Source organism: Pseudomonas izuensis (assembly GCF_002356535.2).
GTDB lineage: Bacteria > Pseudomonadota > Gammaproteobacteria > Pseudomonadales > Pseudomonadaceae > Aquipseudomonas > Aquipseudomonas izuensis.
This window is the reverse complement of sequence record NZ_AP017423.2, coordinates 1,833,634-1,849,725: the sequence shown is the minus strand read 5'-3', so window position 1 is coordinate 1,849,725 and position 16,092 is coordinate 1,833,634. Positions and strand designations below refer to the sequence as shown.

At 55.9% G+C, this 16,092-nt stretch carries 13 protein-coding genes; 10 read left to right on the top strand and 3 right to left on the bottom strand.

Features of this window, described 5'->3' with window-relative positions; all coding sequences use genetic code 11:
• Position 1: 1 nt before the first annotated feature.
• The 3 genes from LAB08_RS08350 (at position 2) to LAB08_RS08340 (ending at position 3,788) form a co-directional block, all read left to right on the top strand.
• The gene (locus LAB08_RS08350; protein WP_096512671.1) at positions 2 to 1,438 is read left to right on the top strand and encodes a mannose-1-phosphate guanylyltransferase/mannose-6-phosphate isomerase; all 1,437 of its coding nucleotides are present in this window, start codon (positions 2 to 4) and stop codon (positions 1,436 to 1,438) included.
• Between the two features lie 71 nt (positions 1,439 to 1,509).
• The gene (locus LAB08_RS08345; protein ID WP_217910645.1) at positions 1,510 to 2,571 is read left to right on the top strand and encodes a capsular polysaccharide export protein, LipB/KpsS family; all 1,062 of its coding nucleotides are present in this window, start codon (positions 1,510 to 1,512) and stop codon (positions 2,569 to 2,571) included.
• 53 nt (positions 2,572 to 2,624) lie between these two features.
• Entirely contained in the window at positions 2,625 to 3,788 is a 1,164-nt protein-coding gene (locus LAB08_RS08340) for a glycosyltransferase (RefSeq protein ID WP_217910644.1), read from the top strand.
• A gap of 113 nt (positions 3,789 to 3,901) precedes the next feature.
• Here the strand turns inward: LAB08_RS08340 and LAB08_RS08335 are convergent, their stop codons facing one another.
• Positions 3,902 to 4,579 carry a xenobiotic acyltransferase family protein gene (locus LAB08_RS08335; RefSeq protein WP_217910643.1) on the bottom strand — a complete coding sequence of 226 codons (678 nt, stop codon included), beginning with the start codon at positions 4,577 to 4,579 and terminating at the stop codon, positions 3,902 to 3,904.
• Positions 4,580 to 4,760: 181 nt separating this feature from the next.
• Positions 4,761 to 5,696: a KpsF/GutQ family sugar-phosphate isomerase gene (locus LAB08_RS08330; protein WP_096512674.1), complete on the bottom strand. Its 936-nt coding sequence runs from the start codon at positions 5,694 to 5,696 to the stop codon at positions 4,761 to 4,763.
• A 453-nt stretch (positions 5,697 to 6,149) separates the two neighbouring features.
• Between LAB08_RS08330 and LAB08_RS08325 the strand changes: the two genes are divergently transcribed.
• The 7 genes from LAB08_RS08325 (at position 6,150) to LAB08_RS08295 (ending at position 14,483) form a co-directional block, all read left to right on the top strand.
• Complete coding sequence (locus LAB08_RS08325; RefSeq protein ID WP_096512675.1) at positions 6,150 to 8,180, top strand: capsule polysaccharide biogenesis protein; 2,031 nt, start codon at positions 6,150 to 6,152, stop codon at positions 8,178 to 8,180.
• The gene (locus LAB08_RS08320) at positions 8,117 to 9,439 is read left to right on the top strand and encodes a capsule polysaccharide biogenesis protein (RefSeq protein ID WP_254007508.1); all 1,323 of its coding nucleotides are present in this window, start codon (positions 8,117 to 8,119) and stop codon (positions 9,437 to 9,439) included. The genes LAB08_RS08325 and LAB08_RS08320 overlap by 64 nt, the downstream gene beginning before the upstream one ends.
• Positions 9,436 to 10,212 (top strand): SDR family NAD(P)-dependent oxidoreductase, encoded by a 777-nt coding sequence (locus LAB08_RS08315; protein ID WP_096512676.1) that lies wholly within the window; start codon positions 9,436 to 9,438, stop codon positions 10,210 to 10,212. Before LAB08_RS08320 ends, LAB08_RS08315 begins: the two co-directional genes overlap by 4 nt.
• Positions 10,205 to 11,767 (top strand): LTA synthase family protein, encoded by a 1,563-nt coding sequence (locus LAB08_RS08310; RefSeq protein WP_254007507.1) that lies wholly within the window; start codon positions 10,205 to 10,207, stop codon positions 11,765 to 11,767. Before LAB08_RS08315 ends, LAB08_RS08310 begins: the two co-directional genes overlap by 8 nt.
• Positions 11,760 to 12,371, top strand: a complete 612-nt coding sequence (locus LAB08_RS08305) for a GNAT family N-acetyltransferase (RefSeq protein ID WP_096512677.1) — start codon at positions 11,760 to 11,762, stop codon at positions 12,369 to 12,371. The genes LAB08_RS08310 and LAB08_RS08305 overlap by 8 nt, the downstream gene beginning before the upstream one ends.
• 11 nt (positions 12,372 to 12,382) lie before the next feature.
• Positions 12,383 to 13,834 (top strand): capsular polysaccharide export protein, LipB/KpsS family, encoded by a 1,452-nt coding sequence (locus LAB08_RS08300; protein WP_096512678.1) that lies wholly within the window; start codon positions 12,383 to 12,385, stop codon positions 13,832 to 13,834.
• A 190-nt stretch (positions 13,835 to 14,024) separates the two neighbouring features.
• Positions 14,025 to 14,483, top strand: a complete 459-nt coding sequence (locus LAB08_RS08295) for an REP-associated tyrosine transposase (RefSeq protein ID WP_096512679.1) — start codon at positions 14,025 to 14,027, stop codon at positions 14,481 to 14,483.
• Between the two features lie 253 nt (positions 14,484 to 14,736).
• On the opposite strand, the gene LAB08_RS08290 is transcribed toward LAB08_RS08295, so the two are convergent.
• On the bottom strand, positions 14,737 to 16,086 hold the full coding sequence (locus LAB08_RS08290; RefSeq protein WP_096512680.1) for an aminotransferase class I/II-fold pyridoxal phosphate-dependent enzyme: 1,350 nt from the start codon (positions 16,084 to 16,086) through the stop codon (positions 14,737 to 14,739).
• Positions 16,087 to 16,092: the final 6 nt, after the last annotated feature.

Here is a 16,092-nt window from a genome sequence, read left to right as displayed (position 1 = left end):
GATGATCCCGGTAATTCTGTCAGGCGGCTCAGGTTCACGGCTTTGGCCCCTGTCCAGAGCCATGCACCCAAAACAGTTTCTTGCCATCCACAATGATGAGTCACTGTTCCAGACCACACTGACATGGATGGCTGCTCTGCAGACCGTGATGGTCGATCCGATTATTGTCAGCAACGAAGAACATCGCTTCCTCGTTGCCGAACAATGTCGCGAACTGGGTGTTAATCCCAGTGCGATCTTGCTTGAACCGTTTGGTAGGAATACAGCACCTGCTATTGCCGCAGCCGTGCTGAAGGTTCTGGCAGAAGGTCGAGATGAAATCATGCTTGTAGTACCGGCAGATCATTCGATCAATGATGTCGAAGCGTTAAAGGCGGCAGTCAATGAGGGCCTTCCATACGCAAATGATGGCTGCCTTGTAACCTTCGGCATTGTTCCGACCAAACCAGAAACCGGCTTTGGTTATATCCAGGTTGCGCAGAAGTCGAGGGCCCCCCAACCTGTGCAATCGTTCGTCGAAAAGCCTGATCTGAGTACCGCTGAAAAGTATCTGGCGGACGGTCGCTTCTACTGGAACAGTGGAATGTTCCTGTTCAAAGCCTCAACAATGAGAGATCAGCTTGCGAAACTGGCTCCCGAAGTACTGAGCGGGGTTGAAACCGCCCTATCGGAAGCCAAGGAGGATCTCGACTTTACAAGATTGAATGCAAGCTCCTTTGCTCTGGTGCCTGACATCTCCATTGACTATGCGGTAATGGAACACGCTGAAAGCGTTACCGTCGTACCGCTGAATGCAGGCTGGAACGACGTGGGTTCCTGGTCGGCTGTCTGGGATATCGCAACAAAAGACATAAACGGCAACGCTACGCGCGGTGATGTCATTCTCGAATCCGCAAGCAACAACTATGTTCATGCAGAACACCGTCTGGTAACCGTACTAGGTTTGGATCAAGTTGTGGTGGTTGAAACGGCCGATGCAGTAATGGTGACAACGAAAGACCAGTCGCAAAATGTGAGGCTAGTGGTAGACAAGATCAAGAACGCGAAACGATTGGAAGCGACCAATCACCGTAAGGTTTATCGGCCTTGGGGCGCTTACGACTCTATTGATCATGGACCACGCTACCAGGTCAAGCGCATTACTGTTGCGCCTGGACAAAAACTGTCCGTACAGATGCACCATCATCGAGCAGAGCACTGGATAGTTGTAACAGGGACTGCTCAAGTCTCCATAGGAGACAAACAATTACTACTGACAGAAAACCAGTCGACCTATATACCAGTCGGAGTAATTCATGCCTTGGAAAACCCTGGCAAGATCCCTCTGGAAATGATTGAAGTTCAGTCTGGGACCTATTTGGGTGAAGACGATATTGTCCGATTCGAGGACCGATACGGCCGCACAACAAATGGAACTTCGAAGCTATCCACCCAATAGCTTTTGACCTAATTAGAATGACAACCCCAAAGTTTGTTGGTTGTATAGATTTAGATATTTAAGGTAAAAACATGAAAAATGGCACTCTGGAAATATTGGCTTTAGGCGATCGCTTCTCCGCTGCCTATAGAAGCATTGAAGATACCCTGCGTGAGATGGGTGATCTCTCTTTTCGCGAGGAGGCTTCTTTTGAAAAGGCCGAAGATGCAATCAACCATGTCAGGAACTCATCCTTTGATCTGGTTATCATGCCCAATCCATACGGCAATGAGCGTCGGCGCTGGATCTATACGCATCTTAAGAACCTAAATTTCCCAGTAATGGTCTTCGACCGGGGCGCTTTGCCAGGCTCATGGTTCTTTGACCTTGGTTTCAATGCCGATAGTGCCACCTATCATCCACTACGCTGGGATAAACCACTGAACAGTGAGGAAACCCTGGCAATTGAGACGTACATCCAGAGCGCTAAAGAACAAACTCCTCTGGAAGTGCAAGGCGATCGCCTCGGAGGTAAAGCGCTTAAGGAAGATCTGGGGCTTTCTGACAAAAAAGTACTTTTTGTTCCGTTTCAACGCCCTTCCGATACCACTATCAAATTCTTCAGCGGTGGAATCGAATCATTTGACAATTTTGTAGCGCTAGTCAACCAGACCAAAAGGCTATTGCAGCAGCACGCCCCTGACTGGGTTATAGTTGCAAAACGTCATCCATTAGAGCAAACCCGTCCCAACGCAGATGTTATGTTTGTTGCGGACGACACTCACGTTCATGACTTAATCGAAATGTCTGAAGCCGTACTATTGGTGAATAGTGGGGTTGGAGTTATTTCATCTCTGTTTGACAAACCAGTGTTGCACGCCGGCGATGCTTTTTATTCCCATCCTGGATTGAACCGGCAGGTTAAAACCCCAGAAGACGTAGTCTACTGGATTCTAAACGGCTTTCAGGTATCCAAAGATATTCGCAACCGATTTACCCACCACCTTGTCAATAAGGTCTATTCTTTCGGCACCTTTGAGACTGAACTTGTCTTACAAAAAGATGGCTCCTATCGGAATATCACTCGTAAAATAAACTTCGACACCGTTACGATCCCCGAAGAAATTAAAAAAAAAAAGAAGTCCTATTCGTAACCCCAGTCATACCAATTCCGATCAACCGCGGTAGCGCCCATCGCACGGATCAAATGATCCGTGCGCTACTTGACAATGGCGTAAAGCTTAAGCTGCTAGTGCTCAATCAAAGCGAGGAAAAAACATCCTCAGCCAGCCTGAAACAACGCTTGGAAGATCATTATCAAAATGTGAATCTGGCAGTTGAAGTCAGAAAGCACCCCAACTATACAAAAACAACAACACTCAAACAAAAAATCGAGAAAAAACTTTATAACGCCACCCTTGAACTGGGGAAAATCGTATATAAAGACGCGTTAATCAACAACGTCGTAGCTCTCCCAAAAAACTTTGAAAAACTAATTTCCAAAAGTTTAACATCCCGTAGTTACGATATTGCTTGGTTTAACTACATGAAGGTTATGCCTAGCAATTTGCCGAACACAACTACAAAAATAGTTATTGACATGCACGACATGCAATCGACCCGGGTTAAAAGTGACGTACTGCCTTCAATTGAACGCTCTCGCAGAGAAAAATATCTGCAGAGATTCATTAGAAGTGAAAAAGCCGGACTCGACAACTGCAATATCGCAATATCGATATCACCCGTGGAGACGCAATCGATCAAGGAAGTTTATGCACCGAAAGCAACACTCGTAACTCTCAAAGCCAGCGACGACCCTAAAACGTTAGGATCGAGCACGTTTCTATACGACATAGCCTTCATTGGTTCTAACTCCGCTCCGAATGTGGATGGCCTTGTGTGGTTCATTCAAGACGTATTCCCCCTCATCGCTCAACAGCACTCGTCTGCTCGCTTCTTAATACAGGGAAACGTAAATCGCAACAAACAAGTAAAATCAGCGATCGAGTCTTCACTACACAAGAAAAACATTACACAGCAAGGATTTGTAGAGTCACTGGATGATGTTTACAAGACTGCAAAGGTAATTATCTGTCCAATCCGATACGGCACCGGCATGAAGATCAAAGTAGTTGAAGGAATGGCTTATGGCAAAGCTTTAGTTGGCACGCCTGTCGCCTTTGAGGGGATAGATACAACTATGGGACTTGCTTGCGAATCAGAGAATCATGAATTTGCAACTGCTACCTTGGCATTTATAAAAAATGATAATGCCAGAAAAAACGCAGAGAACGTTTCACAAGCGACCTTTGCCGACTCGCACTCTTATCTCTCACTGAAAAAAGACATACTTGAAAAAATAATTAACTGATACAGACTTTACATATTAGACAGCTACAGCCTTGGCTAATAATTTCAGCCAAGGCTCTATCACACCACCAACGACAACCTTAATATAAAATTGCTTAAGGTTAAACTTGAACTCTACTCAGCTTTATTTAGCCATTCGATCGCGCTCTTCACATCAGAAAAATCTATACCATTCAAACTGGATGGATTGCGGAGCCACCACTTCGTAGCTAAAAGATCCTCAATCATTTCCGGTTCAAATCGAAATTTAATATGCCTCGCCGGCACACCCGCCACAATTGAGTAAGGCTCCACATCCTTGGTAACCATCGCACCGGCGCCAACAACTGCACCATGACCTACCTTTACACCAGACTTTATCATTGCACCATTACCAATCCAAACATCTGACCCTATTTGAGTTTTTGGATGGTAAAGATGCTTATTTTTCCGTTCAATTGCGACGTAACTCTCCACATCCGGAAACCAATTCTGATTATATTGAAATGTATGCGTACTTAGCCAATCCGTCGGATGACCAGCCAGACCAATCTGAACATCCCGCCCTATCGAGCAATACGCACCTACGTGCACATTTGGATAAAGAACTGAATTCCAGTTCAAGAAAGAGAATTTATCAACTTTGACATTATTTTTTATTTGCGTTCCTGGCGACAAATGAACCGGCACACAAATTTTTACAGAGGAATGAATCATCGCGCTTTTTGAGATAACACATCCTGACGCAGTAAATCTACCAGGATCCTCATCACCATAAACAGCCCATGATCCAACTCTTATTTTCTCCACCATATTGAACCCCAAATTTATAATCATGCACTATCAGAACTGTAAGCGAAGCATCGCTCGCAATACCGTGAACAACATTCACGTCCAACAGAAACGGATGAGCAAATATGAGTTTCTCATCCGATAAGCTACACCTTTTAAAAGCTGACTATGGCGATGCAGGACTTAAACGTTAAAGAAGACCTCAGTCAAAAATCTCCACAACCCCCACCACCTCATCCCCACCATCCGCTGTCACCGGCAACGCCCGAATCTTGTGATCCAGCATATAAGCCTCAGCCTCGGACAACTGCGCAGAGGCTTTAACCGTGTGCGGGTTCGGTGTCAGGAAAGTCGCCACGTTTTCGTTCACGACACCTGGATTGCCCAGCAGTGCGCGACGCAGGTCGCCGTCGGTGACGATGCCGATCAACTTGTCTTGCTCCATCACCAGGGCGAGGCCCAGGCGGCTGGAGGTCATGACCAGCAGGCAGTCGTGGAAGGAGGTGTCGCGGGTGACTTTGGGGATATTGGTGTGCATGACATCGCTGACGCGGGTCAGCAGTTTGCGGCCGAGGCTGCCGCCGGGGTGGTAGCGGGCGAAGTCCATCGGTTTGAAGTCGAGGGCGCTGATCAGGGCGACGGCGAGGGCATCGCCCATGGCCATGGTCGCCAGGGTCGAGGTGGTGGGTGCCAGGTTGTTCGGGCACACCTCGCGCTCGACCGAGATGTCGAGCCAGATGTCGGCGTGTTTGGCCAGGGTGGATTGGCCATTGCCGGTCATGGCGATGATCTTGTTGCCGAAGGATTTCAGGCTCGGGATCAGCTTGATCACTTCTTCCGTTTCGCCGCTGTAGGAAATCAGGATCAGGACATCAATCGGCTTGAGCATGCCGAGGTCGCCGTGGAAGGCTTCGGCCGGGTGCAGGAACAGGCTCGGGGTGCCGGTGGAAGCGAAGGTGGCGACCATTTTCTGGCCGATCAAACCGGACTTGCCCATGCCGCATACCGCCGCACGGCCTTTGCAACCGAGGATCAGTTCGACGGCGCGCTGGAATTCGCCATCCAGGCGTTCTGCAAGTTGACTGATGGCTTGTGCCTGGGCGCACAGCGCTTCTTTGGCGATGGGAAGGTGGTTCATGGGGACGTTATCGTTCCTTGATTTTGGGGGCGCGTATGTTAGCGGCTCATTGCCAGCGAGGGAATGTCGATATCGCGGACGCGGCAAGCTGGAGCCGCTGAGTGAGTTTGTGGGCGCGCTTGCGTTGATGTCTGTCGGCGACTGTTACGCCCTCTTCGCTGGCAAGCCAGCTCCTACAATGTGCGAGGCCGTTTCTTGATTCGGTTTGATAGTCAAGCGCCTTGAGCGGCTCGTCCAGACCGCTCATCGGACAAGTCAGTTTCCTACAACTGTCAAGTTTAAAAAAATCACATTTTTTGTGAAAAAGTTGTTAGAAAAGGGGCGTTTTGGTGAATGGCAGTTGGCCATTTGTATTATCATTTGCGCCACATTTGATTGAGCATTTTCTTCAGGCACGTACTGATTCGTGACTGACTAAAGAGTGCGCTCGTTTATGGATATCTGCTGTTTTTTATGGACAATGCCGCTACACCTCGTCGCTCTTTGCTGATTTTGTCTAAAGGTGCGCAACAAATCCCCACCCTTTGCGCCTTGCTGCCCGAGTATCGGCTGCTGCGTGGAACGGTGCGCGACATTGCCCTGGCCGATGAAGTCCTCGCGTGGGGGCGCAAACCCAGCGCATTGCGCGCCCAAGCCGTTGCTCGAGAGGCTGGCTTGCCGCTGCTCACCGTCGAAGACGGCTTTTTGCGCTCGGAAGGTCTGGGCGTCGAAGACCCACCACTGTCATTGATCGTCGACCCGCTGGGCATCTACTACGACGCCACCGCCCCTTCTCGCCTGGAACAACTGATTCCCGAACCGCTGACAGAAGCGCAGATGCTGCGCGCCCGCGCGTTACGGGCGAGCTGGTGCGAGGAGCGTGTGTCCAAATACAACGGCGCCCGCATTGAAACCTGCGTATTGCCGCAGCCCTGCGTGCTGGTGGCCGATCAGACCCGCGGCGATGCGTCGTTGCAGGGCGCTACTGTCGCTGATTTCCAGCGCATGCTCGAGGCCGCACTGGCCCGGCATCCGCAGTGCACGGTGGTGGTGAAGGTCCACCCGGACGTGGTGGCCGGGCGCAAGCAGGGTCACTTTGACCTGGCAGCGCTGCGCAAACAGCCACGGGTTCATCTGATCAGCGAAAACGTTCACCCGGCCGAGCTGCTGCCTACCGTTCAGGCTGTGTACGTGATGACCTCGCAACTGGGCTTCGATGCCTTGTTGTGGGGCGTACCGGTGCATACCTTTGGCATGCCGTTCTATGCCGGTTGGGGTTTGACCACCGATGCCCTGCCCGCCCCTGCGCGGCGCCACCCCGTCAGCCTTGAACAAATGCTGCATGCCGCGCTGGTGGAGTACCCACGTTACGTCGATCCGGAAACGGGTGCGCCCTGTCAGCCGGAGACCGTTTTGGCGTGGCTTGGTTTGCAACGGCGGATGCGCAGTCGGCTGCCGAAAGATTTGCGGATGGTCGGCTTCAGCAAATGGAAGCAGCCATTAGTGCTGGATTTTTTCAACGGTTCGTCCATTCGTTTCCAGGGACGTTTTTCCCGTCAGCGCGCCTCAACGGCGGTCATCACTTGGGGGTGTCAGCACGACACGCCATTGACCAAGAAATCTGGCAAGCACCTCGGCCGCGTCGAAGACGGTTTCCTGCGCTCCGTCGGCCTGGGCGCAAAGAAAACCCGTCCGCTGTCCTGGGTGTTCGATGACCTGGGCATTTACTACGACGCGACCCGCCCTTCGCGCCTCGAACACCTCTTGCAGAACGAACCGTGCGGCCCGGACTTGTTGCAGCGGGCAGCGGCGCTGCGTGAAGCGATCTGTGCCGCCGGTGTCACCAAATACAACTTGCCTGGCACCTCGTGGAAACGTCCCGCCGGTGTCGAGAAAGTGATTCTGGTTCCGGGCCAGGTCGAGTCCGACGCCTCGATTCGGTACGGCGCTCATCGGATCCGGCGCAATCTTGATTTGCTCAAGGCGGTGCGCGAGCGCCATCCCTTGGCCTGGCTGTTGTACAAGCCGCACCCCGAAGTACTGGCGGGCACCCGTGAGGCGGGCGAACACGAAGAACGCACCAGCGACTGGTGCAATCAGGTGGTCGGCGATGTGCCTTTCCACGAACTGTTGTCCGAGGTCGACGAGGTGCATGTACTGACCTCGCAATCTGGCTTTGAAGCCTTGTTGCGCGGTGTGCCGGTCACCACCTACGGCCAGCCGTTCTATGCCGGCTGGGGTCTGACCCGGGATCAGGACATGAGCCCTGAAGTCCTGGCACGCCGCACCCGACGCCTCACCCTGGATGAGCTGGTCGCCGCGACCCTGATCCGCTACCCGACCTACGTCAGCCGCATTACCCGAAAATTCACCACCCCCGAACGCACATTAGTAGAGATCCAGAACTGGGATGAAGTACGCACACAAGGAAGAACTACAACATGGCGAGAGATGATTCAGCGTTTGTTCCTGACCGCGTTGAAACCGCGCATGAGAAACTCGTAGTTCCTGTCGAGCGCCCCCAACGTCCGGTATCGGTAAAACCGCGCAACTCATTCCTGTTTCTGCAGGGCGTCAGTTCGCCGTTTTTCGCACGCCTGATCCAGGCACTGCGGGCCGAGGGACAGTGGGTCAAGTCGGTCAACTTCAACATGGGTGACATCCTGTACGGCAGCGGTGCGCGGGTATTTTATTCGGCGCGCCCCGAGCAGTTGATGGACTTTTACAGCCAGTGCTTCAGGGCGGACCACATTACCGACGTGGTGCTGTTCGGTGACTGCCGTCCGGTGCATCAGCCGGCGGTGGAACTGGCCAGGTCGCTGGGCATTCGCGTGCACGTGTTCGAAGAAGGTTACTTCCGCCCCTACTGGATCACGCTTGAGCGCAACGGCGTGAACAATCACTCGCTGCTGCCCCGTGATCCGGAATGGTATCGGGACGTGGGCAAGTACATCCCGCGTTATCAGAATGGCAATCCGTTCCACCTGTCCTTTGCCTCCCGGGCCCTTCACGACGTGATGTATCACATCGGTAGTGCACTGAATAAAGTGGTGTTCCCCCACTACAAAACCCACGCGCCCTTCAACGCGGCGGTGGAGTACGCCGGCTACATTCGCCAGGGTATTCGCCTGGCCCGCGCCCAAGGCCGCGATGCAGAGGTGATCAGTCAAGTGGCGCGCAATCGCCATCGCACCTTCCTGTTGCCACTGCAACTGGACAGCGATGCGCAGATCCGCGATCACTCGCCGTTCAAGCACATGAAGGATGTGCTCAAGCATGTAATGGGTTCGTTCGCCCGCCATGCCGGTAGCGATACGCGCCTGGTGGTCAAGAATCATCCCCTGACCCCGGGCATCGTCAACTACCACCGGATCACCCTGCGCATTGCCCACAAACTCGGTATCGCCGATCGCGTGGACTTCCTCGAAAGCGGCCACTTGCCAACACTGCTGTCCCACGTCGCGGGTGTGATCACGGTCAACAGCACCGTGGGCGGTTCATCGCTGATGCACAACGTGCCCACCATCGCCCTCAGCGACCCGATCTATAACCTCAAGGGACTGACCCACCAGGGCGGCCTCGACGATTTCTGGCACACGCCGGAACCGCCTGACACCACGCTGTTCCAGCGCTTTCGCAGCACCGTGATTCACACCACGCAGGTCAATGGCGGCTTCTATACGCGCTGCGGTATCGACATGGCCGTGAACAACTCGCTGGAAGTGTTGATGGCCAAAACCTCCAGGATTGAACGCTACCTATGACGCTGCAAAAAACACCACGTTGCATCCTGATCACCGGTGCCACGGGAGGCATCGGCGGTGCACTGGCGCCTGCCTATGCGGCGCCGGGCGTCACCCTGATCCTGCAAGGCCGACGCACCGAGCGCCTGGAAGAAATGGCCGGGCAGTGTCGTGCCGCCGGTGCGCGGGTCATCCTCCATGCGCTCGACGTTCAGGATCTGGTGGCGGTGCGCGAATGGATCACCCGCATCAGCGAAACCGAGCAGCCGGACCTGATCATCGTCGGTGCCGGCGTCAATACGGCCACCGGGCCGAACGGGGAAGATGAAATCTGGGAACACTCCCAGGCGTTGATCGAAGTAAACGTGATGGCCGCCATCGCGACCGTGCAGGCGGCCCTGCCAGCCATGCGCGCGCGCAAACATGGTCAGATTGCGCTGTTCAGTTCCCTCGCCGGTTGGCGCGGACTGCCCGTCACCCCCAGTTACAGCGCCAGCAAAGCGGCGATGAAAGCTTACGGCGAAGCCATGCGCGATCTGGTCGCTGCTGACGGCGTGCGGATCAACGTGATCATGCCGGGTTATGTCGAATCGAAAATGTGCTTTGAAATGCCTGGACCGAAACCGCTGCTGTGGAACCCGGACAAGGCCGCGCAGCGGATTCGCCGTGGCCTTGCAGCCAACCAGCCACGCATCAGCTTCCCCTTCCCCCTGAACCTCGGATGCTGGGCCTTGAGTGTCATTCCCCCGCGGATGTCGTCTGTAATTTTGCGATGGCTGGACTACAGTGCCTGATTTTCTGAACAGTTCTTTCTGCTGGGTCATGACTGGCGGTTTTCTTCTCTCCTGCATCATCGAAGCGATGCTGATCCCCAGGCCGGTCTTGCGCCGCCCGCTGCGCAGCTGGCTGCTGCATGCCGGTGCATGGCTGTTCTCGGTTGCCCTGCTGTATGGCATGACCGGGCGCCCGTATTTCAGTGCCGTGAATGTGCTGGCCCTGTGGCTATTGATCGTGCTGGTGAGCAATTCGAAGTACCACTCGTTGCGCGAACCCTTTGTCTGCGCCGACTTTGAATACTTCAGTGATGCGGTGCGTTTTCCGCGCCTGTACCTGCCTTTTTTCGGCATTGGCAAAACGATCGTGCTGGCGCTGGCGTTTGTCGGCTATCTGGCCTGCGGACTGTATTTCGAGGCCAGCGCCAGTGATGCGTTATCCACAGCTGCGATGGCGTTGGTCGGTGCCTCGCTATTGTTGGTCATCGGCGCTATGAAACCGCTGCAACCCACTTACGACGCCAGCCTGGATTTGCGCCGCTGGGGAATGGCCGCCAGTTTGTGGACCTACTTTTGCGCTGCCCGGCGCAAGGTGCCCCTCGACACACTGCATTCACCTTTTGCGAACAATGCGCACGCAATTGCTTCCCCTTGCGACATCGCCCTGCCCGACCTGGTCTCAGTGCAGAGCGAATCGTTTTTCGATATTCGAAGATTGTGGCCCGGCATCCGCGAGCAGGTACTGAGTCAGTACGATGTACTGCGTAACGAAGCCAGGGTCCATGGTCGCCTCAAAGTCGCGGCCTGGGGCGCGAATACCGTACGCACCGAGTTCGCCTTCCTGACCGGGATTGCCGGTGACACGTTGGGGGTTCATCGCTTCAATCCGTACCGCCACCTGGCTCGTCAGGGGCTGCCCAGCATCGCCGCCGAGATGAAACGCCGGGGTTATCGCACCGTGTGTGTTCACCCTTACGCGGGGAGTTTCTACGGCCGTGATCGCGTGCTGCCGGCACTGGGCTTCGATGAGTTCATCGACGTGCGCAGCTTCAATGACGGGCAAAAAGCCGGACCGTTCATTGGCGATTGTGCCGTGGCAGACAAGATCATCGAGCTGCTCGACGACAGCGCCCGCACCCAGCCCTTGTACATCCACGCCGTGACGATGGAAAACCATGGACCGCTGCATCTGGAGCAGGTGGAAGCGGCGGAGCTGCCAAACTGGTTCGATCGTCCGTTGCTGGACGGCATGCGTGACTTGGCGCCTTATCTGCGCCACCTGAGCAATGCCGACCGAATGCTCGGAAAATTGCGCGAGTACCTGTTGGTCAGCCCGACCTCGACCGGGCTGTGTTTCTTTGGCGACCACGTGCCGATTCTCCCGCAGGTGTATACCGCACTGGGCGCACCCGATGGCGATACCGATTACTTCATCTGGTCCAATCAGGCGCGCTCCTCCAATGCGCCCCGAACAATGGCTGTGGAACAGCTGGCGAAGGCCTTCGTCGAGCAGTCGGTTAGCACCCGGTCATCCGTCAGGAAAGCGAACCGGGCCCAGACCGTAACTCATGATTGATATCGACACCGTCCCTTTGCAGATCGCCCTCGGCTCCCACTTGCCGGAGCCTGATGAATCGATCGCGCGGATGATCACTTCGGGTCGCAGCTCCCTGGCCTTCTTGCTCGGCGATGAAGCCTGCCGCTATCGACTGCTGGCCGGGGCGATCAACTGGGACCGGGTGCTGATCGCCTACCGTGATCGTACCCCCCTTGGCTATGCCGCCTTCAAGCACCATCGGCGCGGGCCTTTCTCGCCCGGTGCCGGGCCTTTTCTGCGCGAGTTCGGCCGGTTGCGGGGCGCACTGCGCTACCTGCTGTTTGCCATTATCGAAGGCCGGGAGTGGTACTACGGTTTTTATCTCTATGGTTTGCACGTGATCAAGCACGCACGTCATCAGGGCATTGCCCGTTCGCTGATGGCAGCGATTTTTGACCAGGCCCGGCAAGCCGGTCATGACCGGGTAGCACTGGAGGTCCAAGTGAAGAATCAACGGGCCCGACGGCTCTATGAGCAACTGGGCTTCAGCCGGGTCCGGGCCACGCCAGTGAATTGGCTGGGCCGCCTTCTGCCCTTCCCCGCGGTGATCAACATGCGCCGCTCGCTGACATCCCAACCATGAGCCTTGAAGAGATGAGTCGATCAGTCCCCCTTGATTCACTGGTGGAAGGCCCCGGCTGGGTGGGCATCATGTCGCAATGGGTGATGTGGAAAGTCTTTCATCTGGGCGAGTTTCTCGACCCTGAAGGCCCACCACACTGGTTGTGGCGGCGCGGTCATCAACGGCCCGAAGGTTTGAAGGCAATTTCCGGGATCGGCTACAAAAGCTCGTCCGACCATGCCCGGGTGTTGTGCAAACGCTGGGGCATTCCCTATGTGGCGCTGGAGGATGGTTTTCTGCGTTCCTCGTCATTGGGGGTGGAAGGCGATACCCCGATGTCGATGGTGGTTGATCCCATCGGCATCCATTACCTGGCCGATCGACCGTCGTTGCTGGAAAACATCCTGCAAACCCCGCACACCCTGACCGCTGCGGAGCTGGCAACCGCCCGGTCGTTGATTGCCCTGATGCGCAGCAGCGGCATCGGCAAATACAACAACGCCCCGGATTTGAGCAAGGACGACGCCCTGGGCCGTGACAAGCCGCTGATCCTGGTGGTGGACCAGACCTACGGCGACTTTTCCATTCCTGGCGGCGGGCTTTGCGAAGCGGACTTCATCCGCATGCTCGATGCAGCGCTGGCGGAAAACCCCGGCGCGGACGTACGGGTTCGGATTCACCCCGACTGCCTCAATGGCCACAAGAAAAGCTGCCTGCTCGAGGCTGCCCTTGCACGGGGTGTGGCGCTGGAGAACCGTCATGTGTCCTGGGCCTCCCTGGCGTGCCGGGCGCAACGTGTGTATGTCGGCACCAGCCAGGCCGGGCTGGAAGCCTTGATTCAGGGCGTGCCGGTGACGTGTTTCGGGCTGCCGTTCTACGCGGGTTGGGGACTGACCGATGATCGCTTGCCGATCCCGCGGCGTCAGGCCCGGCCAACGCTGGAGCAACTGGTTGCCGCCGCCTACATTCGCTATTGCCGCTATGTAGACCCCTTGACCGACCAACGCTGCGATGTGATGACCGTGGCCCGGCAACTGGCCCGGCAGAAGCAACAGGACAGTCAGTTTGCAGGTGCGTTGACCGTGCTTGGCGTGCCCCGGCGCCGGCAACCGGCAGTCCGCCGCTTGCTCGATAGCCGTTGGGGCCGTGTGAAGTTCACCCGCAATAGTGCTGACCTGATGACGGCAGTGGCGGGCGAAAGCGGCAAGGTATTGGTGTGGAGCGACCATGAACCACATGATCTGTCGTCACGTGCCGCAGCACAGGGTATCCCGCTGTGGCGCATCAGCCCGGGCAGCGCAACAGCCAGCTTGACCCTCAAGCGCAATGACGACGATGAACAACAACTGCAGCACGTCCGCGGCATGCCCTGCAGCCAGGAGCAGGCGCAGGAGCACCACGCACAACCTCGCCCAGGCCTGCTCGACAACTGCCCGCGCTATCGGCGAGTGCGCCGCTATCTCAAAGGCATGTTCTCTCTGTAACACCCGGGGGACCCGGTTTGTTGGCGAAGGCGTTTTTGATGGCGCTGCATGACTCACGGCCGCCCAACCTGTAGGAGCCGGCTTGCCGGCGAAGGCTGCGGTCCGTACACATCAGGACCCAAACTTTTACGACGTCAAATCATCTGCGCACCAGCCTTACCTTTCTCCACCTTTATAGGAGGGCAAAGGATTGCCCACTCGCTCCCACGCTAATCAACTGCGCGCCGGCCGATATTCCCAGTCTGGACAAATCTACCTGCTCACTGCCGTGACCCACCTGCGTGAACCGGTATTCCGCGATTGGCGAGCGGGACGTTTGGTGGTGGATCAATTTCGTCTGGCCAAGTCAGAAGGACAGGCAGATTCGCTGGCCTGGGTGGTAATGCCCGACCATTTTCACTGGCTGGTCGAACTCCAGAACAGCACGCTGCCCAGGTTGATGCTTTCCACCAAATCTCGCAGCGCGAGAGAGATCAATGCCTACCTGGGTCGCTCAGGCCAATTTTGGCAAAAAGGCTTCCACGATCGCGCCATTCGCCGTGAAGAAAATCTGTTGGCCGTAGCCCGGTACATCATCGCCAACCCGTTGCGCGCGGGCCTGGTCAAGCGTGTTCATGACTATTCGCTGTGGGATGCCATATGGCTATAGATGCTAGAGGCGTTGCGATGACACTGCATGACTCACGGCCGCCTTCGCTGGCAAGCCAGCTCCTACATAAATGCGTACACACGATGATGTTGTGGACCACACCAAACCTGTAGGAGCCGGCTTGCCGGCGAAGACGTTTTCGTTGGCGCCGCATGACTCACGGTCACCTTCGCTGGCGAGCCAGCTCCTACAAAAACGTTCAAACCCTCACCTTTTGGACGGCACCCTTGCCCCGAACATTCGGCTGCTCGACTTATAGCTTTTGCAGTTCCTGCGCAACAATGGCGACGGTTTCGGCGATTTGTTCCGGGGTGTGCAGGCACGACACGAAAAAGCGTACACGCGCCGATTTCTCGGGGACCGCTGGATGCAGGATGGGTTGGGCATTGATGCCGCGACGAGACAATGCGCTGGACAATTGGGTCGCCTTGAGTGAGCTGCCGGTGATGACCGGAACAACCGCCAGGCCGGTGCTGGTGCCGGTGTCCAGGCCCGCATCCCGAGCAAGTTCCAGGAACTGCCTGCCACGTGCCTGCAAGGTGGCGACGCGTTCGCCATCTTCTGGCAGGCATCGTAACGCAGCCAAAGCTGCCGCCGTCACCGATGGCGGCATGCCGACACTGTAGAGAAAGCCCGGCGCCAGGAATTTGAGGTGTTCCACCAGCGCCGACTCACCGGCGATGTAGCCGCCGCAACTGGCCAGGCTTTTGCTCAAGGTGCCCATCCAGATATCCACGTCACTGCCGGCCAGACCGAAATGTTCGCGAATGCCCTTGCCGGTCTGTCCCATGACGCCCAGCGAATGCGCTTCATCGACCATCAGCAACACCTGATGTTTTTTCCTGAGTTCGACGAAGCGTGGCAAATCCGGGAAATCGCCATCCATGCTGTAGATGCCTTCGAGCACCACCAACACCCGCTCGAAATGCTGACGCTGATCACTCAGCAGCCGGTCAACCGCCTCCCAGTCGTTATGGGCAAAACTGAGGCGCCGGGCGCCGGACAACTGAATACCCTGGAGAACACTGTTATGAATCAGTTCGTCATGCAGGATCAAATCCCGCGGACCGAACAGATAACCGATGGTGGTCACGTTCGTCGCATGACCGCTGACGAATGTAATAGCGTCGTCCACCTCATAGAGCCGGGCCAACTCCTGCTCCAGCTCGCGATGGATCGGCCGGTCACCCGACACCGGGCGGCTGGCCGAAACCGAGGTCCCAAAACGATCGATGGCCGCCTTGGCAGCTTCGACGACAACCGGGTGTCCTGAGTAGCCCAGGTAGTTATAGCTCGCGAAGTTCACGTAGAGGCTACCGCCCATGACGGTTTCGGCCCCCGCCAGGCCGTCGTGCTGCTTGAAGAACGGATTGACCAGGCCAAATCGCGCGGCGCCGTCGAGCATGATGCGCAAATGCTGATAGCCAGGGTGCTGGTCAAATCGGCAAAACTGCCCGAAGTCCTCGCGCCGGGTACCTTTGATGCTTTCCAGCGAGGGGCCTGGAGCGCCGTCGCCGCTTTTGCGCATGCGCCGCTCCAGGGCTTGCTGGATCAGCTTGTCCTTCATCGAAGTGGCAAGCCCGGACGTGGTTCTATTGGTCATGGTTCC